The following is a 25250-nucleotide window of genomic DNA, read 5'->3' as shown; positions in this document are numbered from 1 at the left end:
GGTTATCAGCCGCAGCCCGTGCCGCTCGACGCCTCCACGGTGGCGTCGTCTACGCTCGTGGCCGTCACGCACAGGTCGTCGAGAGTGTCACCCACAATCTCAAAGGTGAACTCGTCGTTGTCGAGGTCGGCAGCAGTAGGAAGCGTCTCGTCGTTGGCAATCGCCGAGGCCACCGAGGTCGCACCGTTCGCCGCCGCAGCCGCGGTTGCGTTCACAAGCGCGGTGTGCTGAAGGTTGCCGATGATCGGGATCGCGATAGCAACGAGGATGCCCAGGATCACGACGACGATGATGAGCTCGATGAGGGAGAAGCCTTCTTCGCCCTCTTCCTCGCGACGGCGGTTCGCCGCATCGATGTAGTTCTTGATAGTTGCACGCATGGCGCGTCTCTCCCCAGTGTGAGTTGAAAGGTCAGCTCTAACCGACCGGGGCGCGCAAAAGCGCCCGGTCTCAAACACCCCAGTAACACGTCCCAGTCTCTGTTAGAGCTGGGTTTGAGACACACGCGCTGTGCGTGAATCCCCTCCCACAGAAGAGCATCCGAGATTCCCCCCGCAAATGTCAATGTAGGTGCATGCTGGGTTGCCTCAGGAAAGCCTCAGCCGGAGGTGATGGCCGCGAGTTGGGTACTGGCTCTTTCGGGCACTCATGCCAGCGTCGACCATCCGGCTTGCCCGGCACCACCTCAATCGTGGTGACACGCTTCTTCGACCCGGCGAACCCATCGCCGCCACGCCGGGACCGCGCCCGACCCGATTCCCAGTTCGCAACGCAGCCGGCGTCTCGGCGCATCCTGGCGGCACACTCAGCGATCCACGCGGCCTCGCCGAGCATGCGCACCACGTAGGACCTTAGCTCGATTGTCGGAGGCCATCAATACTCTTTACATATGGAGCCTTCTTCGGATCAGGTGGACTGGGAGTCGAGGATCGACGACGATCCCGACCGCTTCCTCGATCCGTGGGATCTGCTCGAGCCGGGCGAAGTCCTTCCGCCCGTCGAACTCGCCGAACTCGAAACGAGTGGAGCTGCGCACGAGGCCGCAGTCCTCGAACTCGAGGGCATCAGCGCCCGAGCGCGCGTGCTCATCGCGGATGAATATGCCGGCATCGCGAGCGTCCTGAGGGATGCTGCAGCCTGCCCTGATCCGTGGGTCGGCCCCGATCCCACCCTGGATCCGGCGTGGCTCGATCCGCAGGGGCGATCGACCGCGGCCGTCCGCGCCGAGCGACGGAACATCGCCGTTCGCGCCGCGGCGCTGGATCTCGCGGTGCGACTCGGAATGTCGGAGACGCTGGTACGCACGCGTGCCGCGCACGCCGACACGCTGCGGGAGCGGTGCCCGAAGATCTGGGAGGCGTTCCGCTCCGGACGCGCGGTCGCGCAGAACGCGACTGCGGCCGCTCAGCAGGCAGCGACCCTCCCCGCCCACGTCAAAGACGCGTGGGCGAAGTTCGACGAACTGCTCGAAGCGTCGGCACAGACGCTCGCACCGGGAAAGTTCCGGTTGCGCGCCAGAGTCGTGCGCGAACGCGTGCATCCCGAGCACGTCGATGAGCGGCACAAACGGGCGATGGATGATCGAAACGTCTGGTTCCAGCCCGAGGCCGACGGGATGGCTTCCTTCACGGTGTTCACCAGCGCCGACAAGGTGGTGGCCGTGGAGCGGTACGCCGATGCGTACGCGCGGCACCTTCGCGGGCAGGAAGGGGAGGAGCGCACGCTCGCGCAGCTGCGCACCGACATCGTGCTCGATCTCGTTAGCCGAGGCATGTCGGACACCACCGAGCCTGGCGCCTGGCGTTCGCGTGCATCTGTGGCGGTGACGGTGCCGGTCATGACTCTCCTCGGGCACGACGACGAACCCGCCACACTGGACGGCTACGGCCCGATCGACACCCAGACCGCACGGCGGCTCGCGGGTGAGGCCTCCAGTTGGATTCGCATCCTCACCCACCCCATCACCGGAACGGTTCTCGACGTCGACCGCACCGCATACCCCGTGCCGAAGGCGCTGAGACGCTGGCTCGGGATTCGCGACCAGGTCTGTATCGGCCCTGGCTGCATGCGATCCGCCCGAGATTGCGATATCGACCATCGCCTCGATTGGCAGTACGGCGGAAAAACGTCCGACACGAACCTCGCTCCGCTCTGCGAACCACACCATGTGATCAAGACCAAGAGCAAATGGCTGCTCTATCGCGACGAGGCGACCGGCGCGATCTTCTGGACCTCGCCGACATCATTTACCGCGCCAACAGACCCGCCACCCTTCTGACATCCCACGTTGACCGCGACGCCTTCACTCGGCGGGGAACCCTCGCGCGCCGAAAAGTCACGAGCAACCAGCCCGGCTCAGCTGAGGATCGCGAGCGCCTGCTGCGTCGCGACGATCGCGAGCCACACCACCAGCCCGATCGAGACCACGATCGCGATCGCCGACAGCACCCTGCTCTTCGAGCGCTGCGTCGCCACGATCAACCCGCCGATCGCGAGGAAGAACCCGCCTGCCGCGAAGGCCACGCTGACCAGGCTGACCAGACCCGCGACCGACTCGTTCCAGCCGCCCAGCCAGAACACGACCGCCAGGCCACCGAGCGCAGCCACCACGAGGAGCACGACCGACGCGATCGCAGGAACGTTCGCCGGCGCAGCCTCGGGCAGCGGCGGGCGCATCTCCCCCACGTACGAACTCGACACCGGCTGGTACACGATCGGGGTCGGCATCCGCTCGCCCACCGGCGCAGGACGCCGGGGCGCGATCTGGTCGGGGAACGACTCGGCCTTCGCCGCGCCGGCGCCGTTCGGCCCACCCGAGCGCGACGCCGCAGGAGTCGAGTCGACGCTGCGCGTCGGCGCGCGCGTAACGGGCTCCGGTTCCGGCACGGCAGACGGTGAATCCGGCAACGCCTCGTCCCGCACGGCCGCCGGCTCAGCCAGCGACGACGGAGCCGGCCACACGGCCGCGGCATGCGGTTCCTCGTGCTCGACCACAACGGGAGCGGATTCCTCGACCGCTGCTTCCGGACCCACCGTCTCGGGCGCTTCCTCAGCCAGCGACGACGCAGCCGGCCACACCGCGGCCACATGAGACTCCTCCGCGGCAGCCGGCACCTCGGGCGTCGCAGCCGCAGCGCCGAGATCCCCTGCCGCAGCGCCAGAACCAGCCACCGCATCCGCATCGGCCACCCGCCGCGCACGCAACTGCGCGCGACTCAGCGGCGCTGTCGACGCCGGCCCAGCGCCGCCCACGACGTCCATCGACGCCGTGTCGGCAGCATCCGTCACCCGACGGACGTCCCCCGTCCAGGCAGCGCCGTTCCACCACCGCAGGCGGTCAGCACGCGAATCGTCCGCGTACCATCCGGGCGGCGGTCCCCCCTGAGACCCGTCCGTCATCATGCTCCCCAGCAGAATGATTCCTGAACGCAAACATAGCGGAGCGAGGGAACAACGAGCACCGCGCGGTCAGCCGTCGAGTACCTCGAGTCGCACCGTCACCGGTCCGCCGTCGACCAGCCCCTCGGCATCGCGCACCGCCTTCTTCAGCGGCAGCACGTACGAACCCGTGTCCGACGAGGGGAAGATCGACGTCGTCCAGTCACTCCCGCCGATCTGCGCGCGCACGCGCACCGAGCCGAAGCCGCGGTACGGGCGCGGGATCTCTCGGATCTCCTCGCTCAGCTCGGGCGGTACCGACGTGAAGAACCAAGCCGAATCCTCACGCGCATCCCAGCGGAAGATCTCGCCGTCGAACTCGATGATCACAGCTGCTCGCCCGGCGCCCCACCGTGGCGATCCACCAGGCGCTGCAGGCAGCTCGACCACCCGTCGATGTGGTTGTCGCGCTCCTCGGCGGTCGCGAAACCGGAGTGCCGCACGATCACGCGGGTCGCAGCATCCGCCGCGGACTGCAGCTCGACCTCGACGTCGGTGGTGTGCTCCTCCCCCGCCCACTTCCACCCGAGCCGCAGCGCGCGCGGCGCCTCGAACGTGAGCACGGTGCCCTCGACCGCCATGTCGACGGGCACCGACCGCACCTCCCAGCGGCCGAGCTCGCGCAGCTCGACGACCGCGGTGGTCTCGAAGCGCGGCGGCCAGAACCACTCCGACAGGCGACCCGCGACCGTGAATTCCCGCCACGCGACATCGACGGATGCTGCGACCAGCGCCTCTTCGGTGAGCTCATGCATGGTGACACCGTACGCCGACCCTCCCCCATAGGATCGTGCGCATGTCGAACCCGCGCCCTCGCGCTCCCCTCGCCACGCCGGAGCGCCCGGGGCGCGACCTCTCGAAGCCGCTCCCGGCGGCGCTCAGCTGGATCACGCTGCTCGTGTTCGTCGCCGCCCTCGCCGGTGTGTACTTCGTGTTCGAACTCGCGTGGTGGGTGCCAGCGCTCTACGGTGCCGCGAGCATCATCGCATTCGCCGCGTACGGCATCGACAAGGCGGCCGCGCGGCGCCAGGCGAACCGGATCTCGGAGCAGACACTGGTCATCCTCGGGCTCATCGGCGGCTGGCCCGGAGCGCTCGTCGCTCAGCAGGCGTTTCGCCACAAGACGCGCAAGCGCTCGTTCCGCCGGGCATTCTGGGCCACGGTCGGCGTGAACATCCTGGCGCTGGCGGCCTACGTCTACCTCACGGCGCCCGCGGTCGGCGGCTAAGCCCGGGTCAGCGCCCGTACTCGGGCGCCCAGTCGTCTCCGTCGGGCACCCAGTCACCCGAGGCCGAAGCGACCCGAGAGGGCTCGGCCCGGCGCCAACGGGCGCCCTCCGGCCAGCTCGCCGCGAACGTCGACGCGACCCGGAACACCCGCCGCGACAGACCCGACAAGGTCTGCACCGGACGCGCGGACACGGGCATGCGCAGCTGCGGGTCGTAGCGGACACCGTCCGACGAGCGCAGGCGGATCGTGAGGTCGAGGTCGTCGTGGATACGCGCATTGCCGCGATCGACCTGGTCGCGCACCCGCTCCCACACCCGCGTGCGCATCGCGAAATTCGAACCGAACACGAGTGGGATGCCGAGCCACTTCTTGATCCAGTAATGGCCGCCGCCGATGTACCAGCGCTCTCCGAGGTAGTTCTGCACGGGCGTACCGCCGTAGAACTCGGCGCCACCGGTGAGCACTCCCAAGGTGGGATCCGCCACGAAGGCGCGCACGAGCCGCGCGATCCAATCCGGGTGCGGCCGCGAGTCCGCGTCGAGCCGGGCGATGATGTCGGCATGTTCGAGCGCCGCGTCGTAGCCGCGGGACACGGCCGGCCAGATGCCGATGGACGGCTCATATGCCACGACGGCGTCGTACGCGTGGGCGACGGCGGCCGAGGCATCCGTGCTGGCGTTGTCGACCACGATCACGACGTCTGGCCGATGCGTCTGCGCGGCCAGTGCGGCCAGGCACGCGTCGAGATAATCCGCGTCATTCCGGCACGGAATGACCACGGCGACGCGAGGGGCGAGGGGCACGAGCCACACCATACTCCCGTGACGTCGGACGGCCGCGTTACCCTGCCGACATGGACGGACTGCGTTTCGCTCCTGCCAACGAGGCCTCGTGGGACGACCTGCAGGCCATCCTCACGGGCGCCGCGGGGCGGTGCCAATGCCAGCGCCAACGCCTCGGCGACCACGACTGGTGGTACATGCCGGAAGCGGAACGCGGCGCGATCCTCCGGGCCGAGACGCACTGCGACGACCCGCGCGCGACCGAGACGATCGGCATCGTCGCCTACGACGGCGACGAGCCCGTCGCGTGGTGCGCGGTCGACCGGCGAGGCGTCTACGGGCGGGTCCGCGGCTCCCCCGTGCCGTGGCAGGGCCGGAACGAAGACCCCGACGACGAGTCGGTCTGGGCGATCGCGTGCGTCGTCGTGCGCAAGGGCCACCGGGGTGAGGGCATCACGTATCCGCTCATCGCGGCGGCCGCCGAGCACGCGCGGGCACGCGGCGCGTCGGCGGTCGAGGGGTATCCGATGCTGACCGACGGCAAGAAGGTCATCTGGGACGAGCTCAGCGTCGGGCCGGTCGGGCCGTTCCTCGCCGCGGGGTTCCGAGAGGTCACGCATCCGACGAAACGGCGGCTCGTGATGCGCCTGGACTTCTGAAACGAATCAGCAAGCGCTCGCCGGAAACTGCCTCTTGAGACCGCTCCCACGGTTGGTTACAGTCCGGTAAGTAACCGGCACCCCGCCGGCTCTACCTCAACGGAGAGGACTCCCCATGCCCGCCCCCGTTCCACTCCTCGCGGCGCGGACCGCACGATCGGGCCGACGCGCCCGCGTCGTGCGCATCGGCACCGTGGTGACCGGCACCGCACTCGTCGCGAGCGCCCTGCTGGCCACGCCGGCCGTCGCGGCGCCGCCGCGCGCGGTCGACCCGTTCAACCCGGACTTCGGCCCGAACGTCACGATCTACTCCCCCGGCACCCCCGTCGACAAGATTCAGGCCGACCTCGACGCCCTGCATGCGCAGCAGGTCGACGCCGAGATGAGCACCGCGCGCAAGGCGGTCTACTTCCTGCCCGGCCAGTACGGCTCGGCCGCCGATCCGCTCCAGGTGAAGGTCGGCTACTACACCGAGGTCGCCGGACTCGGCGCGTCGCCCGAGGACGTCACCGTCCACGGCGCGGTCGAGGTCTACAACCGCTGCCTCGCCGACGGCGGCACGGGCAACTGCCTCGCGCTCGTGAACTTCTGGCGCACGATCTCGAACCTGTCCATCGACATCGACAAGGCTGGGCAGGACGGCTGCCGCGCCAGCGCCGAGTTCTGGGCCGTGTCGCAGGCGGTGTCGATGCGTCGCCTCGACATCTCGGGCGGCAACCTGTCGCTCATGGACTACTGCACCGCCGGACCGCAGTACGCCAGCGGCGGCTTCATCGCTGACTCGCGTCTGCCGTTCGTGATCAACGGCTCGCAGCAGCAGTGGCTGATCCGCGACAGCGAGGTCGCCGGCTGGTCGAATGGCGTCTGGAACCAGGTGTTCTCAGGCGTCGTCGGAGCCCCCGACGACGCCGGCTTCCCGAACCCGCCGTACACGACGGTCGACCAGACGCCGGTCAGCCGCGAGAAGCCGTACCTCTACGTCGACGACGAGGGCCGCTACAACGTGCGCGTGCCCGCGGCACAGCGCGACACGAGCGGGATCAGCTGGGGCGCGGGTGAGACGGCGGGGCGCAGCATCCCGATCACCGATTTCTACATCGCGACCCCGTCGGACTCGGTCAAGGACATCAACAACGCGCTCGCGCGCGGCCAGCACCTGATCCTCACGCCGGGCATCTATGACGTCGCCCAGTCGATTCAGGTCAAGCGCGCGAACACCGTCGTGCTCGGTCTCGGTCACGCGACGCTCACCGCAGTGAACGGCGCGGTGCCTCTCGAGGTGAAGGACGCCGACGGCATCGTCGTCGCGGGCGTCACCATCGACGCGGGCACGACGCTCTCGCCGGTGCTGCTGCGCGTCGGAAACCCGAACGGGAACAAGAAGCTCGACGCGAGCAACCCGATCACGCTGAGCGACGTGTACTTCCGCGTCGGCGGCCCGCACGCCGGCAAGACCACGACCGCGCTCGAGGTCAACGCCGACGACGTGCTCATCGACCACACCTGGGTGTGGCGGGGCGACCACGGCGTCGAGGGCTTCGACCCGAACGACGGCGTGAACGGCGACAACCAGCGCTGGGCCACCAACACCGGCACCAACGGCGTCATCGTGAACGGTGACGATGTGACCGCGACGGGCCTGTTCGTCGAGCACTTCCAGACGTACAACACGCTCTGGAACGGCGAGAACGGCCGGGTCATCCTGTACCAGAACGAGCTGCCCTACGACCCGCCCACGCAGGCCGACTGGACGCAGCCGAACGGCACGCTCGGATACCCCGGCTACAAGGTGGCCGACCACGTCAAGAACCACGAGCTCGACGGCGCCGGCGTGTACGTGTTCAACCAGAACAACCCGTCGATCCTCACGGCCAACGGGTTCGAGGTGCCTGAGACGCCTGGCGTGAAGCTGCACCACATCATGACGGTGAACCTGTCGGCCGGCACGGTCCAGCACGTCGTGAACGGCGTCGGCGGCCAGGCCGACAACACGAACACGGGAACCCCGCAGTACGTGGTGGACTACCCCACCCCGTAAGACCCCCCGGAAACGGATGCCTCGGCCCTGCGCGCTGCGCGCGGGGTCGAGGCATCCGTGATTCAGAGGCGGCGGGTCACCAGTGCGGATGGATCGCCGCGCGGAGTTCGCGGTCGTACACGTCGTGCACGGCCCGGTCGAACGCGGCCAGGTCGAAGCCGCCCTCTTCGAGGAGAGCCGCGGCGGCGGCGTTGGACTCTGCCTGCCGCACGTTGCGGGCACCGGGGATGACGCTCGTGACGCCGGTTTGCGCGGCGATCCACGCGAGCGACGCCGCGGGCAGCGACACCCCGTCGGGCAGGGCTGCGGCGAGTTCGCCGGCCGCCGCGACACCGGTCTCGAAGTCGACCCCCGAGAACGTCTCTCCGCGGTCGAATGCCTCGCCATGGCGGTTGTAGGTGCGGTGGTCGTCGGCGGCGAAGGTCGTGGTCGCGGTGTACTTGCCCGACAGCAGGCCCGATGCCAGCGGCACGCGCGCGAAGATCGCCACGCCGGCGGCCTCGGCGGCGGGCAGCACCTCGTCGAGCGGCTTGAGGCGGAACGGGTTGAAGATGATCTGCACGTTCGTCACGTTCGGACGCGCGATCGCCGCGAGCGCCTGCGCGGTGGTCTCGACGGAGACGCCGTACGCCGCGATCGCACCGTCGGCGACGAGCGCGTCGAGGGCGTCGTACGTGGCGTCGTCCTCGATGACCGGGGTCGGCGGGCAGTGCAGCTGCACCAGGTCGAGCGTGTCGACGCCGAGGTTGGCGCGCGAGCGATCGGTCCACGCGCGGAAGTTCTCGGGCTTGTAGTTCTCGGGCTCCTGCGCGAGGCGCCGGCCCATCTTCGTCGCGACCGTGATGCCGTGGCCGGGCCGCGCGGCGAGGAATCGGCCGATGATCGACTCGCTCCGCCCGTCGCCGTAGACATCCGCGGTGTCGAAGAGGGTGACGCCTTCGTCGACGGATGCTGCGAGCACCGCGGTCGCGTCCTCCTCCGTGACGGCACCCCAGTCGGCGCCGAGCTGCCAGGTGCCGAGGCCGATCGCCGAGACCGAGCGTCCGGTGCGGCCGAGTGCGCGCTGCTGCATGAGGAACCTCCGGGTCGAGGGGTGGGGTCGGGTTCCAGCATCCCACGCGGTCTACTGCGCCAGGCGGCGGGATGCAATCCCCGGGTGCGGAGCGCCCCGCGCGGCTTACCGTGGCCGAGATGGAAAGAGAGAACCCTTGACCGCCGAGCGCACCCCGGCTCTGCGCCGCGCCGTCTCCTATACGGCACGCCTCGCACAGCAGCCGCGCCTGCTCCTCGCTGCGAAGACCTCGCTCGCGGCGGTGCTCGCGTGGTACCTCGCACCCCTCATCCCGTTCGCCGAAGACCAGTACTCGTACTATGCGCCGCTGGGCGCACTCGTGACGATGCACCCCACGATCGCCCGGTCCGCCCGCGTCGGCGGCGAAGTGCTGATCGGGCTCGCGCTGGGCATCGGGCTCGGGCTCTGCGGCATCGCCGCGATGCGGCTGGGAGCGCCCGGCGGCCTCGTGCTCGGCCTCGTGATCGGCGTCGGAGTTCTGCTCGGCGGCCTTCGCCTGCTCGGCGTGGGCGGTGACTGGGCGCCACTCGCCGGGCTCTTCGTGCTGCTGACCGGCAGCGCCGACCCGGAAGGGTTCTCGATCTCGTACCTCGGCACGGTGGCGTTCGGCGTCGTGATCGGCATCGCGGTGAACCTCGTGGTCGTGCCGCCGCTGTACCTCCGACGGGCGAGCGAGCGTCTCTCGGCGCTCCGCGACACGGTCACGGGTCTGCTCGATGATGCGGCGGATGCCGTCGCCGAGGACGGCATCCGCGCCGACAGGTTCGAGGCCGCGCTGCGCACGCTCGCGGAGACACGGGCGACCGTCACCGCCGAGGTCGATGAAGCGGAGGAGAGCGCCCGAGGCAACCCCGCCGCCGGCGCCACCGTCAAGAGCGGGAGGAGAACGCGCAGCGCATGGCGGCGCTCGATCGCACGGCGTTCCTCACCCGCGAGCTCATCGACCTGCTGCTCGAACTCCACGCGGCCGACGACGCGTCACTCGCCGCCGCGGTGCGTGACGATCTCGCTCGCGCGATCCGGAAGACCGGCGACCTCGTCGCGACGCCGCTCGGCGACCCGGACGCGCCCGCGCGGCTCCGGGAGGCGAGCGATGCCCTGGTCGACTACCAGCGGACGCTCGGCACGCCTCGCCCCGGGACGCGCGCCGAGATCGCGACAGGGGCGGCGATGGAGCTGTGCCTGCGACGCATCATCGACGTATCCCGGCCCCTCGTGTGAGGCGGCGCCGGATGGGGTGCGTCACGGGTTGACGATGACGGGGGTTCCGAGCGGAAGTTCGGACAGCTTCGTGATCGCCTCGGGGTCGACGCGGAGGCATCCGTTCGAAATCGGTCCCGAACGGTCGTCGTGGTAGTGGAAGGCGGTGACCGCGACATCCGCGCCCCCGAAGCCGTCGAGGGTCGGCGACTGCACCGACAGGTAGACGATCGGGTGCCCACGCGTGTACGCGTACTCGGGCACCACGCGCGTCGTCATGATGAACGCGCGACCGAGCGGGGTGGGCGTGCGGTCGGTGCCCCACGCGAAGTCCGACGCGATGCGCTCCGGCACGCCGGCGCGGACGATGTCGATCGTGCGGCCCGAGATGCTCACGACGACGCTCGTGTCGGTCGGTGCGAGGTCGACATCGGTCTTGCGCATCCATCCGGTGGTCTGCGCCGGGTTGCCCTGCGAGGGGACAGCCTGGCGACCGGTGAGCAGGACCTTGACCCAGTTCTCCTGCTCCTCGACCACGGGGACCGAGGTGCCGTCGTACGGGAACTCGTGCGGCAGGTAGGCCACCGGTGCGGCGGTGGGATCGGCCCACACGGGGGCGCCGATGCCCTTTGCCACCGCGTGCGCGGGCAGCGGGACGGTGAACGCGGCGTCGTCGACCGGGAGCGCCGGGATGACGGCGAAGACGTTGATCTGCGGCAGGGTCGTCACGTCGTACGACGCGGTGTTCGCGGCGAACCCTGTGGGGGTGGGCGTCGGGGTCGGCGTGGGCGTACGGGTCGGCGTGGGTGTCGAGGTGACCGTCGGTGTCGGTGCGGGCGCTGCTTCCGTGGCCGGTGCGCGGAGAAGCCAGGCCGCGGTCAGGGCACCGGCGAGGATCACGACAGCGACCGCGACGATGGCCCAGACGCTCCGTCGGCGCTTCGTCGGCGCGGCGGCATCAGGCTCGACGGCCGCCGGGCCGTCGGTCTCGGCATCCCCCATTCCCCCATCGTCGGTCGCGATGACGGATGCCGCAACCTGACGCCGACACACGGATGGTCCCGGCGCTTGCGCCGGGACGAGGCATCCGTGATCCGTCAGGACCAGCCGTTGTCGAACCAGCTGTGCCACAGGGCGCCGTCGTTGCCGCGGCCCACGATGTCGAGCCGGCGCGGACCCCACGAGGAGATGTCGAGCGACGACGTGAAGCCGCCGCCGAGGGTCTCCCACCCGCTCCAGCCACCGTCGAACCACTTGTGCCAGCAGGCGTTGTCGGTGCCTCGCACGACGACGTCGAGGCGCCCGGGTCCCCACGCGGCGACACCCGGAGACGACGTCAGCACGCCGCCGAGCGACTCCCACCCGCTCCAGCCACCGTCGAACCACTTGTGCCACAGGGCGTTGTCGGTGCCGCGCACGAACACGTCGAGGCGTCCCGGACCCCAGGACGCGACCGCGGGGTCGGAGGTGAGGCCTCCGCCGAGCGACTCCCACCCGCTCCAGCCACCGTCGAACCACTTGTGCCACAGGGCGTTGTCGGTGCCGCGCACGAACACGTCGATGCGTCCCGGACCCCACGAGGCGGCCGCCGGGCCCGAGCTCAGGCCGCCGCCCAACGACTCCCAGTCGTGCCAGCTGCCGTCGAACCACTTGTGCCACAGAGCGTTGTCGGTGCCGCGGGCGAAGACATCGAGCCGACGGGTTCCCCACGACGACACCGCCGGGTCGGCGGTGATGATGCCGCCCAGCGACTCCCAGTTGTGCCAGCCGCCGTCGAACCACTTGTGCCAGACCGCGTTGTCGGTGCCCGCCGCGAACACGTCGAGCCGACCGGGGCCCCACGACGCCGCCGCCGGGCCGGTGTTCAGCCCGCCGCCGAGGGACTCCCAGCCGACGCCTGTCGGCGCCTGCGAGAGGTTCCCCGTCAGCCGGTACTTGACGCCGCCCGGCGTGTACGTGAGGTTGACCGGCGCCGGCGCGACCACCGGGATCGGCAGCCCCATCGACGTGTCGACGGCCGCGAAGATGAGCGGCGTCATCCCGATGAGGTCGTCGGGGTCGCCCCACGACCGCAGGAAGAGCCCGATCTTGCCGAGCGTGTCGGGCTCGATCGCAGCGCGGATCTTCGCGACAGCCGCGTCGATGTCGGGCTTCGGGTCGGTGAGCGACAGCTTGCCGCCCTCGACGAGGCTCTTCAGCTGCGTGCGGACCGCCGCGATGAGGTCGTTGATGAGCCCGCGCACCGCCGAGAACGGCGTCGCGTCGGACTCGAACACGAGCACGAGCGCGCCGAGCAGCTCGGGGAACTGCCCCGACTTCACCTGCTCCGTCGTCGGACGGGTGACGTCGTCGAAGCGCACGGCGCCCTGGTTCGCGGGAACGGCCTTCGACTCCCCCGAGTCGATCCCGTTCGCCCAGTCGTCGTTGAGCACGCCGCTCCAGAACACGCTCGTCGACCCCGGCGTGAGGAATGTCGACCGGAAGCCGACCATCACGATGTACGGCTCGTCTCCGTCCGACCAGAAGTCGTCCTCGTCCGCATTGTCGACGAACAGCCGCTCCAGACGTATCGTCCATGACTCGGCCATAGCTGCCTCCGTTCCCCGGGACCGCCCGGCGGGCGGATCTCCACCCGTGAGGAGCGGAACCGACGCGCAGCTGATACGGCGGGCTAGCCTGATTCGCGTGGGTGAGCTGACGCGGACGGGGATCACGGATGCTGCGGCGCCGCCCCGGATCCGGACGCTCGGCATCATCGGCGCAGGGCGCGTGGGACAGGTGCTCGCGCGCCTCGCGATCGCGGCCGGATACCGCGTGCTCGTCGCCGGGTCGGGCGACCCGGCACGGATCGCAGGAACGATCGAGGCGGCGGCTCCCGGCGCGGTCGCTGTCGAGGCATCCGTCGCCGCACGCGACGCCGATGCGATCGTGCTCGCGCTGCCGCTCCCCCAGCACCACACGCTGCCCGTCGACGCTCTGCGGGGGAAGCTCGTGATCGACGCGATGAACTACTGGTGGGAGGTCGACGGGCTGCGGGCCGACTTCGGCGACCTCCGCACCACGACGAGCGAGACGGTGCAGCGGTTCCTACCCGAGGCCCGGGTCGTGAAGGCGTTCAACCACATGGGCTACCGCGATCTCGACGAGGAGGCGCGGCCGGTCGGATCCTCGGGGCGGAAGGCGATCGCGGTGGCCGGCGACTCCACGCCGGATGTCGAGGCCGTGATGCGACTCGTCGACGACCTCGGCTTCGACCCGGTGCTCGCGGGGCCCCTCGCGGCAGGCATCATGCTCGAGCCCGGCGCCGAGGCCTTCGGCGCCGACGTCGACGCCCCCGAACTCCGCGCGATGCTCGAGCGTTTCCCCACGTCGCAGCGAGGGATCGTCGTCGCCCGCGCCCGCGCCGCGGGTGCGTGAGCCCGTTTCCTCCCTTCTCCCACAGGTCAACCGGGGTTCTGCAGGAGAACCGCGCGGCAATCGGTCCTGTGGAGGCCCGGTTGACCTGTTGAAGAGGGGTCAGGAACGAGGAGCCGCGACCCCGCTCCCGAATCTGCCGAGCAGCGCATCGACCGCGGTCGCGAGGACGATCGTCACCACGTAGACCAGGAGGTCGCGGGCGTCGAAGACGGTGCCGAGGACGAGCATCACGGGCGGGAAGGTCGCACCCCAGGCGAGCGGCAGACCGGTGAGCTGGAACAGCTCGACCGCGACGCACCACGCGGCGGCGATCGCGCCGGTGGCCAGCGCGGGAAGGAGCGGGGCGATGAGCACCACCGCCAGGTACGCGGCCACCGCATAGAGCGCGTCGCCGGCGATGTCGGTCGCGGCCGTATCGGGCAGAACGCCGTGCACCAGCAGCCCGGCGGCGATCGTGGCGGCGAGCAGCAGCGCGGCCACGAGCCGGCGAGTGCGGGTCACGAGATCACGCCGGCGGCTCGGGCGGGCTCCGCGTACGCCTCGGCGAGCGTCGCCACCGTCATGTGGGCGTTCAGGCCGCTCGGATTGGGCACCACCCACAGCGCGGCGCCGCCGAGATCGTCCGGCTGCCGGCCGGCGATGGCCCGCGGCCGCGCGAAGCCCTGCCGGTAGGCGGTGAGCCCGAGGATCGCGACCACCTCGGGCTTCCACCCCGCGGCATCGCGGGCCAGCCGCTCAGCGCCCTCGCTCAGCTCCGTCCGCGAGAGCTCGTCCGCCCGCGCGGTGGCGCGACGCACGATGCTCGAGATGCCGATGCCCGCGTCGAGCAGCATGCGGCGGTCGGCCTCGGCCATGCCGTCGTCATCGATGCGCGGCATCCGCTCGATGATGCCCGCCGCGACGAGGGCCGGGTAGAAGCGATTGCCCGGGTACGCGAACGGCACTCCGGTGGCGGCCGTCCACAGACCGGGGTTGATGCCCACGAACACCAGCTTCGGGTGCGTGGGCATGAGATCCGGGATGCTGCGCCCGCGGTACGTCTGCAGTTCGGCGCGCGTGAAACCCATGCGTTCAGTCTCACGCACCCGCGGGCGCAGCCCGGCACCGAGGCGTCAGGTGCGCGCCTGACCGGCCGGCTCGAGGGCGAAGTCGTTCGAGGCCGAGCCGTCGGGACGCGTGCTCTCCTGGAACACGAACTCCAGTCCACGCTCGTCGAACGCGCGGAACCAGTCGTCCCACGAGACCTCCTTGAGGTCTTCGAGGTCGTTGCCGAAGTCGAAGTCCAGGCGGAGCTCGCCGACGCTGCCCTCCTGTGCGGTGCCTTCGACGGTGGCCGGGGTCGCGTGGCGGTCCTCCGCCCACTGGCGGATCACGTCGTGGTCGGTCGTCGCGCTGTGCTCGACGGGCTCCTGCGGGGAGCCATCGGCGTCGCGCCCGGCATCTGCGTACTCAGTCGCGTCCTGGCGGGCGGCCGCCTCGCGATCGGCGTTCTGCCGCGACATGTCGTCTGCAGCGACGTTCTGCCGGGCGTCGGCCTGGGTTCCGGCATCGGGGTTCGCCGCCTCGCGCTCACGCTGCTCGCGGCGCGTGCCCGCGATAGGCTCCTCGGCGCTCATGTTCTGCTCCGGGTTGGGGTTTTCGTGGCCGTTCATGACCGTCCTCCTTCTGGGGGTCCTCCCAGCCTGCGGCGGGCAGAACGCCCTGTGGAGGGGCTTGTCACCGGGCAAGGTGCGCGCTAGGCGTCAACTCTGGCCGGCCTCGATCTGCGCCGCCATGAGCGTCACGAGCTCATACAGGACGTGGCTCGCGGCGATGCCGGTGAGCTGGGCGTGGTCGTACGCGGGCGACACCTCGACCACGTCCGCACCCACGACGTTCAGGTCGCTCAAGGCACGCAGCATCCGGAGCAGCTCCCTGCTCGTCATGCCGCCCGCCTCGGGGGTTCCGGTGCCGGGGGCGTGGGCGGGGTCGAGCACGTCGATGTCGATCGAGATGTACAGCGGCTTGTCGCCCACGCGGCGGCGCACGCGCTCGATCGCGGCCTCGATCCCCCGCTCCTCGATGTCGACGCTCGACACGATCGAGAAGCCGAGTCGCTCATCGTCGTCGAGATCCTGCTTCGAATACAGCGGACCGCGGGTGCCGACGTGGCAGCTCGCCGTGAGGTCGATGAGACCCTCCTCGCTCGCGCGGCGGAAGGGCGTGCCGTGCGTGATGGGAGCGCCGAAGTAGGTGTCCCACGTGTCGAGGTGCGCGTCGAAGTGCAGCACCGCGACCGGCCCGTGCTTCTTGTTCACCGCACGCAGCAGCGGGAGCGCGATCGTGTGGTCGCCGCCGACGGTGACGATGCGATCCACGCGCTCGCCGAGCGCCGTCGCCGCGGTCTCGATGTCGGCGACGGCCTCGCCGATGTCGAACGGGTTCGCCGGGATGTCGCCGGCATCGACCACCTGCGCCGCGGCGAACGGCGACACGTCCTGTGCGGGGTTGTACGGACGCAGCAGCCGCGACGACTCGCGCACGTGGGACGGACCGAACCGCGCACCCGGGCGATAGCTCACCCCGGTGTCGAACGGGATGCCCACGATCGCGAGGTCGGCGCGCGGCACCTCCTCGATGCGCGGCAGGCGCGCGAAGGTGGCGATCCCCGTGTAGCGCGGGTAGACGGACGCGTCGACGGGTCCGACGGGCTCGTGGTTGTCGGTCATGACTCACCTCTCGGGGTGGAAGATGCGGTCGACGGATGCTGCGCCCCGCCGTCCTGCGGAATGTGGACGAGCTGCACGCCGCCGGCGGCGATCGCCTCGGTGATCGCCGACCCGATGTGATCGAGGTTCGACGCCCGCCGGCCCGTCGCCCCGAACGCGTTCGCGAGGGCGACCCAGTCGGGCTGCACGAGATCGACGCCGACGGGACGGATGCCGCGGTCCACCTCGTTCTGCTTGATCTCGGCGTACCCGCCGTTGTCGACGCACACGACGGTGAGGTCGAGGCGCTGCTCGACCGCGGTCACCAGCTCGTTGACGCAGAACATGAGCGCACCGTCGCCGACCACGGCGACGACGGGCCGACCGCCCTCGGCGGGCTGGGCGACCCGCGCGCCGATCGCCGCGGGAAGGCCGTAACCGAGCGTCGCGTACGTCGGGGTGTACAGCAGCGAGTGCGGGCACGACTGCCGCAGCACGTTGGCGAGGGCCATGTAGACGATCTGCGACGAGTCGCCCGCGACGATCGCGTCGTGCGGCAGCGCCGCGGCGATGGTCTCGGCGAGCGCCACCGTCTCTGGGAGGATCGCAGCGGTCTCGGCGGCGATCGACTCCCGTGCGGTGGTGAGGTCACGGGGAGCGCGAGGGCTGTCGGGAAGAGCGGCGAGCAGGTTCTCGACCACGGCGGTGCAGTCCCCCACGATGCCGACGGACGCGTCGAGGTTCTTGTGCAGCTGCGCGGCCGAGATGTCGACGCGGATCACCGCGCCGCGCGCCTCGAGGCGCGGCGCCCACAGCTCGGCCTCGCCGAGCTTCGAGCCGAGCACGAGCAGGACGTCGGCGTCCTCGGCGACCCGGCGGGCGGCCTCGAGCCGCAGGTTCGAGCCCAGCGACAGCGGGTGGTGCTCGTCGACGGTGGCCTTGCCGTTGAGGGTCGTGACGACCGGGGCGCCGAGTCGCTCGGCGAGCGCCGTGATCGCACGGCCGGCGCGCGTGGCGCCGCCGCCCGCGACGATCACCGGGCGCGCAGCATCCGTCAGCAGCTTCACGGCGTCACGTACGGCGCCCGCGTCACCGCGGACCGGCGCGGGAGCCGGGCGGGCTTCACGAGCCGCTGCCGGCACGTCGGCGCGAGCCTCCAGCACATCGAGCGGGATCTCGATGTGCACCGGACGCGGACGGCCGGTGCGGAACAGCGCGAACGCGTCGTGCACCGCGTCGACGGCATCCGTCGCGCTCGTCACGCGGCGCGACCACTCGGCGATCGCGCCGACCATCGCGGTCGCGTCCTTCGTCTCGTGGAGCGTGCCGACGTCGCGGAACTCGGCCCCGAGCGCGACGCCGGGCGAGATCACCAGGAGCGGCCGCGACTCGCAGAATGCCGTGCCGATCGCGCTCATCGCATTCTGCAGGCCCGGCCCCGAGGTCGTGATGACGACGCCGGGCAGCCCGGTCTGCTGCGCCCAGCCGTCGGCGCCGTAGCCCGAGCCCTGCTCGTGGCGGTTGGTCACCGCACGCATGCCGAGGTCGGCGAGCGGCCGGTAGAGCTCGAGGTTGTGGGTGCCGGGAATGCCGAACACGGCGGTCACCCCGTAGTTGCGCACGGTCTCGAGCACGGCGCGCCCCGTGGTGTCGGCGTACTGCTCGGCGGGGTCGGCGTTCACGTCAGCGCCTCGACGCGCGCCATCGCGTACCGGCGCTCGCCCGCGACCCACGTCTCGAGCACCGGGATCTCGGAGATCTCGCTCGCGTCGACCGCCAGCGGGTCGGCCCCGAGCACCGCGAAGTCGGCGTACTTGCCGGCCTCGAGCGAGCCCAGGTCGTCCTCACGACCGAGCGACACGGCACCCTCGTACGTGTGGGCGCGCAGGGCGGCATCCGCCGAGACCCGCAGGGTGTCGGGACCGAGCTTGTGCCCACGGCGCGTCACCCGGGTGACGGCGGTCTGGATCGCCTCGAGCGGGATCGGCTCGGCCACCGGTGCGTCGGATGAGATCGTGAACGGCACTCCCGCCGCTTCGAACTCGCCGAGCGGGTTGAACCGCTCCCCCGGCGTGCCGATGGCCTGCTCGACGCCCTCGCCCCAGTTGAAGTAGTGCTGGGTCTGATTGACGGGACGGATGCCGGCGGCCGCCATGCGCTGGATCTGCTCGGGCGTCGGCAGGCCGCAGTGCTCGATGCGGTGGCGGGCGTCGTCGTCGGGGTGCTCGGCGAGCGCCGCCTCGATCGCCGACACCACCATCTCGATCGCCGTCGGCGACTGCGCGTGCGTCGCGGTCTGGAGCCCCGCCGCGTGTGCCTTGCGGATGAGCGCGGTGTACTCGGCGGGCTCGTGGTACAGCTGGCCCGTTCGGCATGGGTCGCCGACGTAGCCGTCGGGGAAGTACGCCGTCCAGCCGCCGAGCGTGCCGTCGGCATAGAGCTTGATCCCGGCGAAGCTCAGGTGCGCGTTGCCGAACTGGCCGACGAGGCCCATCTCGAGCGCCTCGTCGAGCAGGTGCGACAGCAGGTACATCGAGACCCTGAGCTCCAGCCGACCGGCCTCGGCGAGCCGGAGGTACATGTCGAACTCGCGGCGCGACACCTGCGCGTCGCCGATCGTCGTCACTCCGCCGGCGAGGAAGCGCTGCGTCGCGACATCCAGCTGCCGAAGGTGCTCCTCCGGCTCGTCGGCGAGGTGGAAGTTCGGACCGTGGTGGCCGATCTTCACGCCGTGCACGCCGGTGAGCATGTTGCACGCGGCATCCGAGATCTCGCCGGTCAGCTCGCCGTCCGCGTCACGGAAGATCTCGCCGCCCGCGGGGTTCGGGGTGTCACGGTCGACGCCGCCCCGCTCGAACGTGTACGAGTTCACGACGCCGCCGTGCCCCGACGCGTTCATGAGGTACACCTCGCGGTCGGTCGCGACCTCGTCGAGTTCGAATCGGGACGGATGCCGCTGCTCGGCGAGATTGCGGTGCTCGTAGCCATAGCCCCGCACCGGGCGGCCTTCGGGCAGCTCGGCCGCCGCGGCCTTCAGGAGCGCGACGATCTCGGGGATGCTCGCGGCCTTCTCGGGACCGCAGTCCACCCAGGTCATGAGCTGGCCGTACATGAGCGGGTGGGCGTGCGCATCGACGAAGCCCGGCACGACGACCGCGTCGCCGAGGTCGACGACCTCGGGGTCCAGGCGGAGGGCGGCCGCAGCATCCCGGCACTCCGCTGTCGTGCCGATCGCGACGATGCGGCCGCGGTCGGTCAGCATCGCAGTGGCGGTGCTGCCCTGCGCGTCGACGGTGTGGATGGCGCCGGCGATCACCAGGCGCGCGGTCTGCTGCGCGGGGCGGTCGAAGGGGGCGAGCTTTCTCATGGCGGCGGATCTCCTCAGATCGTGCGAGCGGCTGTCGTGTCGGTGCGCGGCGTGAACGAGTCCGTCACGGGCGCCTCGTCGGAGTGCTGCGGTGCGAGCCAGGTGCAGAGGCCGGCGAGGAGGGCCATGCCGATGAACATGAAGATGACCGACCAGACGCTGCCCGTCCACGCGATGAGCATGGTCGCGAACCAGGGCGAGAAGCCGGCCCAGATCGCCGCTCCGACGCCGTACGACAGGGCGATCGACGTGTAGCGCGCCTGCGGGCGGAACATCTGCGCGAGGATCGCGGCGATGGGCGCGTAGGTGGCGCTCATCGCGATGCGCACGAGCGACGCGAGCAGGAAGATGACGGGCTCGACCTTGCCGGGGAGCACCAGCATGAACGGCACGAACGTGAGCACCGAGGTCACCAGGCCGATGTACATGATGTTCTTGCGGCCCCACTTGTCGCCGAGCCAGGCGACAGGCAGCGTCACGACGAACTCGATGAACGAGGCGATCGTCATGGCGTCGAGGATGAGCTGCGGGCTCATGCTGATCGGCTCGCCGGTCGCGTACGAGGTCGCGAAGGTGGTGGCCAGGTAGTAGCCGCCGGTCGAGATCGGCAGCAGGCCGATGCCGAGGAGGATCGGCTTCCAGTTGACGCGGAGCGCGAACGCGAGCGGCATGGTCTGCTTGCGGCCTTCGATCTTCTGCTCGAAGACCGGGGACTCCTCGACGCGGTACCGCACCCAGAAGCCGACGGCGACCAGCACGATCGAGAGCAGGAACGGGATTCGCCAGCCGCCGTTCATGATGAAGTCGTCGCCGAAGCGCGACATGATCGCGAAGATGCCCGAGGCCAGCAGCGCACCGGCCGGGTTGCCCAGCTGCGTGAAGCCTCCATAGAAGGTCTTCTTGCCGGCCGGCGCGTGCTCGACGCTCATGAGCACGGCGCCGCCCCACTCGCCGCCGACCGCGAGGCCCTGCAGGGCGCGCAGCAGGATGAGGAGGATCGGGGCCACGATGCCGATCGCCTCGTAGGTGGGGAGGCAACCCACGAGCACCGTCGAGACGCCCATCAGCAGGAGCGTGATCACGAGGGAGACGCGACGCCCGAGCTTGTCGCCGATGTGGCCGAAGATGATGCCGCCGAGCGGACGCACGAGGAACGCAACGGCGAACGTCGCGAACGCCGCGGCGGTCTCGGCGAGCGGGTCGCCGCTCGGGAAGAAGAGCGGCCCGAACACGAGCGCGGCGGCGGTCGCGTAGACGTAGAAGTCGTACCACTCGATGGTGGTTCCCACGAACGCGGCGATGCCGGCGCGCCGCGCCCTGCTGGTGGTGGAAGTCATGACCGCTCCTTTGCGGATGTACCGGGGATGCGATGAACGTTAGGGACGAACGGATGCCGCTGGCAAGGGCATAACTCCAGCGCTGGGCTCGTTCGACTGGGGTTCTGTTCGACGCGCTGCGCAGAATCACGAGTCGCGTCCTGTGCGAGTGGTTCTAGACTCGTCTTCTGTACGTGCGACCGTGCGTTCCCGGGGAAATCGACGAATTCGAGGATCGCGATGGATTTCGACGCCGAGCTCATCCGCGAGCTGCAGGTCGACGGCCGGGCCAGCATCCACACGCTGGCAGGCCGCCTCGGTCAGTCGCGCTCCGCCGTCTCGACGCGGCTGAACGCGATGCTCGCCGACGGCACGGTGCGCGTCGTCGCGGCGGTCGACCCGGTGTTCCTCGGGCAGCACGTGCTCGCCCACGTGTCGATCCGCACGCAGGGCGGGGTCGAGCCGGTGGCGCAGCACCTGCGGGGTCTGAGCGAGACCGTGCTGGTCTCGGCCGTGGGCGGCGCGTACGACCTCGTCACCGAGGTACGACTCGGGTCGATGCCGGCGCTGCACGACCTGCTCGCGCAGATCCGGGCGCTCCCCGGCGTCGGCGACATCAACACCCTCATCTACACCGACGTGGTCAAGGGGTTCTTCGTGTCGCAGTACCACGGTGACGTCACCATCGACGCGATCGACACCGCCCTCATCGAGCAGCTGCAGCGCGACGGACGCAAGAGCTACCGCGCGCTCGGCGAGGCCGTGCGGCTCTCCCCGTCGGCCGTCACGACCCGGGTGCAGCGGCTCGTCGACGGCGGCGTCATCAAGATCAGCGCCGTCGAGGCGCGCGGGCTCGTGCACCGCCAGCTGTCGATGGGCGTCGGCCTCAACCTGGCGGACGCCGACGATCGCGTGACGGAGGCGCTGCGCACGTGGCGGGGCGTGGACTTCGCCGCACGCACCCTCGGCCGCTTCGACGTGGTGACGACGCTCGTGGAGCCGTCGGCGGGCGCGCTGTACGCGAGCCTCGAGAGGATCCGCGCGATCCCCGGCGTCTCGGGCGTCGAGGCGTGGTTCCACCTGGCGGTGCTCAAGGAGGACTACGCCCGCACGCTCCGTCCCGCCGGCGGCGGCATCCCGCAGCCGCTGGGCTCGATCACCGGCTGAGGCATGCGCCGCCGCGTGCACAAAATCGGAGAGTATGCGCGACACGCCGGGCCGCAGCATCCATCTCCCGGCGCGTCGGCCAGAACCTCCGATTCTGTGCGGGCGATCAGGGACCTGCGGCGAGCGCGGTGATCAGGGCATCCTCGACCATCCTCCTCGGCATGCGCGGCACCTCCGTCGCCAGGGTGCCGAACGTGGCCGGGTCCCAGTCGAGCTCGAGAGCGGCGTTGACGGCAAGCAGCACGTCGGTGAACCGATCGACCGCGCCGAGCGGCAGCATCCCGCTGAGGAGTCGTGCGCCCCGCACGGCACGCTGGGAGGTGCCGATGAGCTTGACCGCCCCGCGCGCATTGAGGCTGAACTCGCCGGGGCAGTACTCCCCCGGCACGTCGCCGACCCGGGCGTCGACGCCGAGCCCGCGCAGCGAGGCGGCGAGCGCGTCACCCACCTCGCGGAAGAACCGCGCCTGGTCGATCGAACCCTCGGCCTCGCGCGCGACGACGTCGAACACGATGCAGCTCTCGTCGTAGGCGACGGCGCGCCCGCCGGTGGGGCGGATGGCCGGAGCGAAGCCGCGCTCGACCGCGGCGGCCCGGGCGACCTCGAATCCGGGCAGCCGGCTCTCGCGGCGGCTCATCGCGACCGTCGGCACCGGCGCGTACACCCGCACGACCCGATGCTGAGCGATCGCGCCGTCGGCGACGGCCCGCAGCAGTTCGACCGACCGCTCGAGGTCGGTGGCGGCATCCGCCCGTTCCTCCTGCCGGATCACGAGAGCCGAGCCGTCGCGCAGGGTCATGTGCCCCACACTCTCACGCGAACGGCCCGACCCGGCGTTCACTCCGGGTCGTTGCCGGTGTCTCGGCCCAGGCGGAAGGGCGTCGTGACCCCGTTGTAGGCGACGTGGGTCATCAGGCCCTCCGCCGCGTGCGGGAGATTGTGACAGTGGTCCATCCAGACGCCCGGGTTGTCGGCGATGAACGCGACCTCGTACGACTCGCCGTGCGCGACATCGAGGGAATCCACCCACCACGGGCTGCCGGAGGACGGCACGTCGTCGCGCGAGAGGACGAGCAGGTGATGACCGTGGAGGTGCATCGGATGCCCCTCACCGCTGCTGTTGGAGATGGTCATCACGACGACGTCGCCCTCGTCGACCATGTACATCGGCACGCCGGCCCCGAGGCCCCTGTTGATCGTCCACCAGTAGCCCGGTCGTCCGTCGAGGAAGCCGGGGAGGCGGCCGATGTCGTACGTGAAGCGGCGGTCGGCGGCCGCCGGGTCCAATCCGATCGGCGCTGGCTCACCGTACGAGAGAAGATCGAGCTGGCCCCTCGGCGCCGACGCCTGGTCGGCGTGAGCACCCTCCGAACCGATGACGAGTGAGACACCGGGCACCTGGACGCGGACGGTACCGCTCTCGGGGACGCGTATCTCGACATCGGCGCGACCGCCCGCGGTGATCTGCACGCTCTGATCGGCGACGGCGGTCGGGCCGACGAGGTCGTGTCCGTCGACCGCGAGTACCCGGAAGGACGAACCCGTCACCCAGGCGCTCGTCGGCGTCGAGTCGGTGTTGATGAGTCGCACACGGACGATGTCGCCGGGGGCGGCGTCCTGGTGCGAGTCGCCGAGGGCGCCGTTCATCGTGCGCTGGCCGCCCGGGTAGGTGTGGATCGCAGCGACGACGTCGACGGGCGGAGGGGTCGCGGCCACGGCGGTTGCGGTATCCGATTCCGGCGCGGGAGTGAGGATCAGCGCACCGAAGAGGCCGCCGACGACCTGCGGGTGCGAGGCCTGGTGCGCGTGGTACCAGAACGTGCCGACCTGCTCGGCGACGAAGCGGTAGGTGAAGGTCTGCCCGGGCATGACGGCGTCCTGCGTGACGCCGGCGACGCCGTCCATCGCGTTGGGGACGTCGACCCCGTGCCAGTGGGCCGTGACGCCGGCGGGCACGTCCTCGTTGCGCAGCACCACCTCGACGAGCTGACCCTGCGCCGCCCGGATGGTCGGACCCGGCGTGCTGCCGTTGAGCGTGAAGCCGTCAAACGGCTCCCCGCCCAGGAGGGTGACGCGCTCGGCCCGCGCGATGAGTACGACGCGCACATCCGCAGGACGGTCGGGGTCGGCTGTCAGGTCGGTGACGCTGGTCTGTTCGGCCACGGGCGCGCTCGCCGCATCCGCTGTGCCGCCGGCGCCGAGGTGGCCGTGCGCGGCGGCGTGAGTGTCCGCGCCGGCGCCGCCGCCGTAGTCCGGGACGCCCATGTCGAACGCCGAGTACGAGCCGGGCAGCACGCTCGCCCACCAGATCCAGCCGACGAACGCGACCGCGACGAGGCCGAGCACGACGCCGAGCCGGCGGGCGAACCACGCCCACCGGCTCTTCGCCGAGGCCGTTCTAGGCGGCAGCACGGGCGGTGGCTGGCGCGGCGATCGCGTCGGCCGCTGCCGAGACACGGCGCTTCGACGCGTTCAGCCCGGCCAGGAGCGCGGTCGTGAACAGCAGCAGCGCGTTGACCCCGTGGAGGAATCCGAGCAGCGGGATGCCGTGACCGAAGAGGCCGAGCGTCACCTGCAGGATGACCAGGCCGAACACTCCGGCCGCGAACGCGACCCCACGGCGGATCTTCGCGAAGAACGACACGATCAGCAGGATCAGCGCGAGGGCGGGGATCACGAACATGCCGTTCATGCCGTGGATCATGAAACCCATCACTTCGGGGAACGGGGGCGGGCCCGCCTGCGCCGACGCGTCGACGACGCCGCCCTCGGCGATGTACAGGCCCAGACCGGCCGACGCCCAGGCGTGCGAAGCGGCCTGCAGCGCGACGAGCGCGCAGATGGCGAATGACAGGATGCGATAGGTGATGCGCATGA

General features: G+C 70.6%; 25 protein-coding genes and 1 pseudogene. 7 read left to right on the top strand and 19 right to left on the bottom strand.

Annotated elements, in window-relative coordinates; all coding sequences use genetic code 11:
* Positions 1-5: 5 nt before the first annotated feature.
* The gene (locus ACLBXX_RS03320) at positions 6-380 is read right to left on the bottom strand and encodes a type IV pilin protein (protein WP_447656822.1); all 375 of its coding nucleotides are present in this window, start codon (positions 378-380) and stop codon (positions 6-8) included.
* A 509-nt stretch (positions 381-889) separates the two neighbouring features.
* On the opposite strand from ACLBXX_RS03320, the gene ACLBXX_RS03315 reads away from it, so the two are divergent.
* Positions 890-2278, top strand: coding sequence for a DUF222 domain-containing protein (locus tag ACLBXX_RS03315; protein ID WP_447656821.1), 1389 nt, complete (start codon positions 890-892; stop codon positions 2276-2278).
* A 77-nt stretch (positions 2279-2355) separates the two neighbouring features.
* Here ACLBXX_RS03315 and ACLBXX_RS03310 read toward each other — a convergent pair whose 3' ends face one another.
* From ACLBXX_RS03310 to ACLBXX_RS03295, 4 genes and pseudogenes are all read right to left on the bottom strand, one after another.
* A complete protein-coding gene (locus ACLBXX_RS03310; protein ID WP_447656910.1) occupies positions 2356-3171 on the bottom strand; it encodes a hypothetical protein in 816 nt (271 codons plus the stop codon).
* Positions 3172-3285: 114 nt separating this feature from the next.
* Positions 3286-3399, bottom strand: a pseudogene (locus ACLBXX_RS03305) (DUF2510 domain-containing protein); the annotation flags it as partial.
* Between the two features lie 69 nt (positions 3400-3468).
* Positions 3469-3768 carry a DUF1905 domain-containing protein gene (locus ACLBXX_RS03300; protein ID WP_447656820.1) on the bottom strand — a complete coding sequence of 100 codons (300 nt, stop codon included), beginning with the start codon at positions 3766-3768 and terminating at the stop codon, positions 3469-3471.
* On the bottom strand, positions 3765-4193 hold the full coding sequence (locus tag ACLBXX_RS03295; protein WP_447656819.1) for an SRPBCC family protein: 429 nt from the start codon (positions 4191-4193) through the stop codon (positions 3765-3767). The genes ACLBXX_RS03300 and ACLBXX_RS03295 overlap by 4 nt, the downstream gene beginning before the upstream one ends.
* Positions 4194-4234: 41 nt before the next feature.
* On the opposite strand from ACLBXX_RS03295, the gene ACLBXX_RS03290 reads away from it, so the two are divergent.
* On the top strand, positions 4235-4666 hold the full coding sequence (locus tag ACLBXX_RS03290; RefSeq protein ID WP_447656818.1) for a DUF1294 domain-containing protein: 432 nt from the start codon (positions 4235-4237) through the stop codon (positions 4664-4666).
* A gap of 7 nt (positions 4667-4673) precedes the next feature.
* Here the strand turns inward: ACLBXX_RS03290 and ACLBXX_RS03285 are convergent, their stop codons facing one another.
* A complete protein-coding gene (locus tag ACLBXX_RS03285; protein WP_447656817.1) occupies positions 4674-5471 on the bottom strand; it encodes a glycosyltransferase family 2 protein in 798 nt (265 codons plus the stop codon).
* A gap of 50 nt (positions 5472-5521) precedes the next feature.
* On the opposite strand from ACLBXX_RS03285, the gene ACLBXX_RS03280 reads away from it, so the two are divergent.
* Together ACLBXX_RS03280 and ACLBXX_RS03275 are read left to right on the top strand one after the other, a co-directional pair.
* Positions 5522-6109 carry a GNAT family N-acetyltransferase gene (locus ACLBXX_RS03280; RefSeq protein ID WP_387138491.1) on the top strand — a complete coding sequence of 196 codons (588 nt, stop codon included), beginning with the start codon at positions 5522-5524 and terminating at the stop codon, positions 6107-6109.
* 115 nt (positions 6110-6224) lie between these two features.
* On the top strand, positions 6225-8147 hold the full coding sequence (locus ACLBXX_RS03275; RefSeq protein WP_447656816.1) for an adenylyl cyclase: 1923 nt from the start codon (positions 6225-6227) through the stop codon (positions 8145-8147).
* Between the two features lie 76 nt (positions 8148-8223).
* On the opposite strand, the gene ACLBXX_RS03270 is transcribed toward ACLBXX_RS03275, so the two are convergent.
* Positions 8224-9219 (bottom strand): aldo/keto reductase, encoded by a 996-nt coding sequence (locus ACLBXX_RS03270; protein ID WP_447656815.1) that lies wholly within the window; start codon positions 9217-9219, stop codon positions 8224-8226.
* Positions 9220-9355: 136 nt separating this feature from the next.
* Between ACLBXX_RS03270 and ACLBXX_RS03265 the strand changes: the two genes are divergently transcribed.
* On the top strand, positions 9356-10576 hold the full coding sequence (locus ACLBXX_RS03265; protein ID WP_447656814.1) for a hypothetical protein: 1221 nt from the start codon (positions 9356-9358) through the stop codon (positions 10574-10576).
* On the opposite strand, the gene ACLBXX_RS03260 is transcribed toward ACLBXX_RS03265, so the two are convergent.
* A complete protein-coding gene (locus ACLBXX_RS03260) occupies positions 10462-11421 on the bottom strand; it encodes a L,D-transpeptidase (RefSeq protein WP_447656813.1) in 960 nt (319 codons plus the stop codon). The genes ACLBXX_RS03265 and ACLBXX_RS03260 overlap by 115 nt on opposite strands.
* A gap of 95 nt (positions 11422-11516) precedes the next feature.
* The gene (locus ACLBXX_RS03255) at positions 11517-13007 is read right to left on the bottom strand and encodes a hypothetical protein (RefSeq protein WP_447656812.1); all 1491 of its coding nucleotides are present in this window, start codon (positions 13005-13007) and stop codon (positions 11517-11519) included.
* A 97-nt stretch (positions 13008-13104) separates the two neighbouring features.
* Between ACLBXX_RS03255 and ACLBXX_RS03250 the strand changes: the two genes are divergently transcribed.
* Positions 13105-13836 carry an NADPH-dependent F420 reductase gene (locus ACLBXX_RS03250; RefSeq protein WP_447656811.1) on the top strand — a complete coding sequence of 244 codons (732 nt, stop codon included), beginning with the start codon at positions 13105-13107 and terminating at the stop codon, positions 13834-13836.
* Positions 13837-13935: 99 nt separating this feature from the next.
* Here the strand turns inward: ACLBXX_RS03250 and ACLBXX_RS03245 are convergent, their stop codons facing one another.
* The 7 genes from ACLBXX_RS03245 to ACLBXX_RS03215 form a co-directional block, all read right to left on the bottom strand.
* Positions 13936-14337, bottom strand: a complete 402-nt coding sequence (locus tag ACLBXX_RS03245) for a DUF2809 domain-containing protein (RefSeq protein WP_447656810.1) — start codon at positions 14335-14337, stop codon at positions 13936-13938.
* Positions 14334-14903 (bottom strand): mismatch-specific DNA-glycosylase, encoded by a 570-nt coding sequence (locus tag ACLBXX_RS03240; RefSeq protein WP_447656809.1) that lies wholly within the window; start codon positions 14901-14903, stop codon positions 14334-14336. Before ACLBXX_RS03240 ends, ACLBXX_RS03245 begins: the two co-directional genes overlap by 4 nt.
* Positions 14904-14948: 45 nt before the next feature.
* Positions 14949-15488: a hypothetical protein gene (locus tag ACLBXX_RS03235; protein WP_447656808.1), complete on the bottom strand. Its 540-nt coding sequence runs from the start codon at positions 15486-15488 to the stop codon at positions 14949-14951.
* Positions 15489-15578: 90 nt separating this feature from the next.
* Complete coding sequence (gene speB, locus ACLBXX_RS03230; protein WP_447656807.1) at positions 15579-16544, bottom strand: agmatinase; 966 nt, start codon at positions 16542-16544, stop codon at positions 15579-15581.
* Positions 16541-18205, bottom strand: coding sequence for a thiamine pyrophosphate-binding protein (locus tag ACLBXX_RS03225; protein WP_447656806.1), 1665 nt, complete (start codon positions 18203-18205; stop codon positions 16541-16543). Before ACLBXX_RS03225 ends, speB begins: the two co-directional genes overlap by 4 nt.
* A complete protein-coding gene (locus tag ACLBXX_RS03220; protein ID WP_447656805.1) occupies positions 18202-19890 on the bottom strand; it encodes an amidohydrolase in 1689 nt (562 codons plus the stop codon). The genes ACLBXX_RS03225 and ACLBXX_RS03220 overlap by 4 nt, the downstream gene beginning before the upstream one ends.
* 14 nt (positions 19891-19904) lie before the next feature.
* Positions 19905-21227: an MFS transporter gene (locus tag ACLBXX_RS03215; RefSeq protein WP_387138526.1), complete on the bottom strand. Its 1323-nt coding sequence runs from the start codon at positions 21225-21227 to the stop codon at positions 19905-19907.
* A 219-nt stretch (positions 21228-21446) separates the two neighbouring features.
* On the opposite strand from ACLBXX_RS03215, the gene ACLBXX_RS03210 reads away from it, so the two are divergent.
* Positions 21447-22373, top strand: coding sequence for an Lrp/AsnC family transcriptional regulator (locus tag ACLBXX_RS03210; protein WP_447656804.1), 927 nt, complete (start codon positions 21447-21449; stop codon positions 22371-22373).
* A 106-nt stretch (positions 22374-22479) separates the two neighbouring features.
* Here the strand turns inward: ACLBXX_RS03210 and ACLBXX_RS03205 are convergent, their stop codons facing one another.
* From ACLBXX_RS03205 to ACLBXX_RS03195, 3 genes are read right to left on the bottom strand one after another with little or no spacing between them, the layout of a single operon-like run.
* Positions 22480-23172: a lipoate--protein ligase family protein gene (locus tag ACLBXX_RS03205; RefSeq protein WP_447656803.1), complete on the bottom strand. Its 693-nt coding sequence runs from the start codon at positions 23170-23172 to the stop codon at positions 22480-22482.
* A 38-nt stretch (positions 23173-23210) separates the two neighbouring features.
* Positions 23211-24785: a multicopper oxidase family protein gene (locus tag ACLBXX_RS03200; RefSeq protein ID WP_447656802.1), complete on the bottom strand. Its 1575-nt coding sequence runs from the start codon at positions 24783-24785 to the stop codon at positions 23211-23213.
* Entirely contained in the window at positions 24772-25248 is a 477-nt protein-coding gene (locus tag ACLBXX_RS03195) for a hypothetical protein (RefSeq protein WP_447656801.1), read from the bottom strand. The genes ACLBXX_RS03200 and ACLBXX_RS03195 overlap by 14 nt, the downstream gene beginning before the upstream one ends.
* Between the last annotated feature and the right edge of the window lie 2 nt (positions 25249-25250).

The sequence above is a fragment of the Microbacterium sp. C23T genome (assembly GCF_053345975.1).
Note: the sequence above shows the minus strand (reverse complement) of the source record. Positions and strands in the feature narration are given on the sequence as shown.

What these genes read in the sequence shown, in the direction of transcription:
- ACLBXX_RS03275 (WP_447656816.1), top strand. Translation starts at nt 6,225, where the DNA reads ATGCCCGCCCCCGTTCCACTCCTCGCGGCGCGGACCGCACGATCGGGC.
- ACLBXX_RS03315 (WP_447656821.1), top strand. Translation starts at nt 890, where the DNA reads ATGGAGCCTTCTTCGGATCAGGTGGACTGGGAGTCGAGGATCGACGAC.
- speB (WP_447656807.1), bottom strand. Translation starts at nt 16,544, where the DNA reads ATGACCGACAACCACGAGCCCGTCGGACCCGTCGACGCGTCCGTCTAC.
- ACLBXX_RS03255 (WP_447656812.1), bottom strand. Translation starts at nt 13,007, where the DNA reads ATGGCCGAGTCATGGACGATACGTCTGGAGCGGCTGTTCGTCGACAAT.
- ACLBXX_RS03205 (WP_447656803.1), bottom strand. Translation starts at nt 23,172, where the DNA reads ATGACCCTGCGCGACGGCTCGGCTCTCGTGATCCGGCAGGAGGAACGG.
- ACLBXX_RS03210 (WP_447656804.1), top strand. Translation starts at nt 21,447, where the DNA reads ATGGATTTCGACGCCGAGCTCATCCGCGAGCTGCAGGTCGACGGCCGG.
- ACLBXX_RS03195 (WP_447656801.1), bottom strand. Translation starts at nt 25,248, where the DNA reads ATGCGCATCACCTATCGCATCCTGTCATTCGCCATCTGCGCGCTCGTC.
- ACLBXX_RS03235 (WP_447656808.1), bottom strand. Translation starts at nt 15,488, where the DNA reads ATGAACGGCCACGAAAACCCCAACCCGGAGCAGAACATGAGCGCCGAG.
- ACLBXX_RS03320 (WP_447656822.1), bottom strand. Translation starts at nt 380, where the DNA reads ATGCGTGCAACTATCAAGAACTACATCGATGCGGCGAACCGCCGTCGC.
- ACLBXX_RS03290 (WP_447656818.1), top strand. Translation starts at nt 4,235, where the DNA reads ATGTCGAACCCGCGCCCTCGCGCTCCCCTCGCCACGCCGGAGCGCCCG.
- ACLBXX_RS03295 (WP_447656819.1), bottom strand. Translation starts at nt 4,193, where the DNA reads ATGCATGAGCTCACCGAAGAGGCGCTGGTCGCAGCATCCGTCGATGTC.
- ACLBXX_RS03215 (WP_387138526.1), bottom strand. Translation starts at nt 21,227, where the DNA reads ATGACTTCCACCACCAGCAGGGCGCGGCGCGCCGGCATCGCCGCGTTC.
- ACLBXX_RS03280 (WP_387138491.1), top strand. Translation starts at nt 5,522, where the DNA reads ATGGACGGACTGCGTTTCGCTCCTGCCAACGAGGCCTCGTGGGACGAC.
- ACLBXX_RS03270 (WP_447656815.1), bottom strand. Translation starts at nt 9,219, where the DNA reads ATGCAGCAGCGCGCACTCGGCCGCACCGGACGCTCGGTCTCGGCGATC.
- ACLBXX_RS03240 (WP_447656809.1), bottom strand. Translation starts at nt 14,903, where the DNA reads ATGGGTTTCACGCGCGCCGAACTGCAGACGTACCGCGGGCGCAGCATC.
- ACLBXX_RS03260 (WP_447656813.1), bottom strand. Translation starts at nt 11,421, where the DNA reads ATGGGGGATGCCGAGACCGACGGCCCGGCGGCCGTCGAGCCTGATGCC.
- ACLBXX_RS03220 (WP_447656805.1), bottom strand. Translation starts at nt 19,890, where the DNA reads ATGAGAAAGCTCGCCCCCTTCGACCGCCCCGCGCAGCAGACCGCGCGC.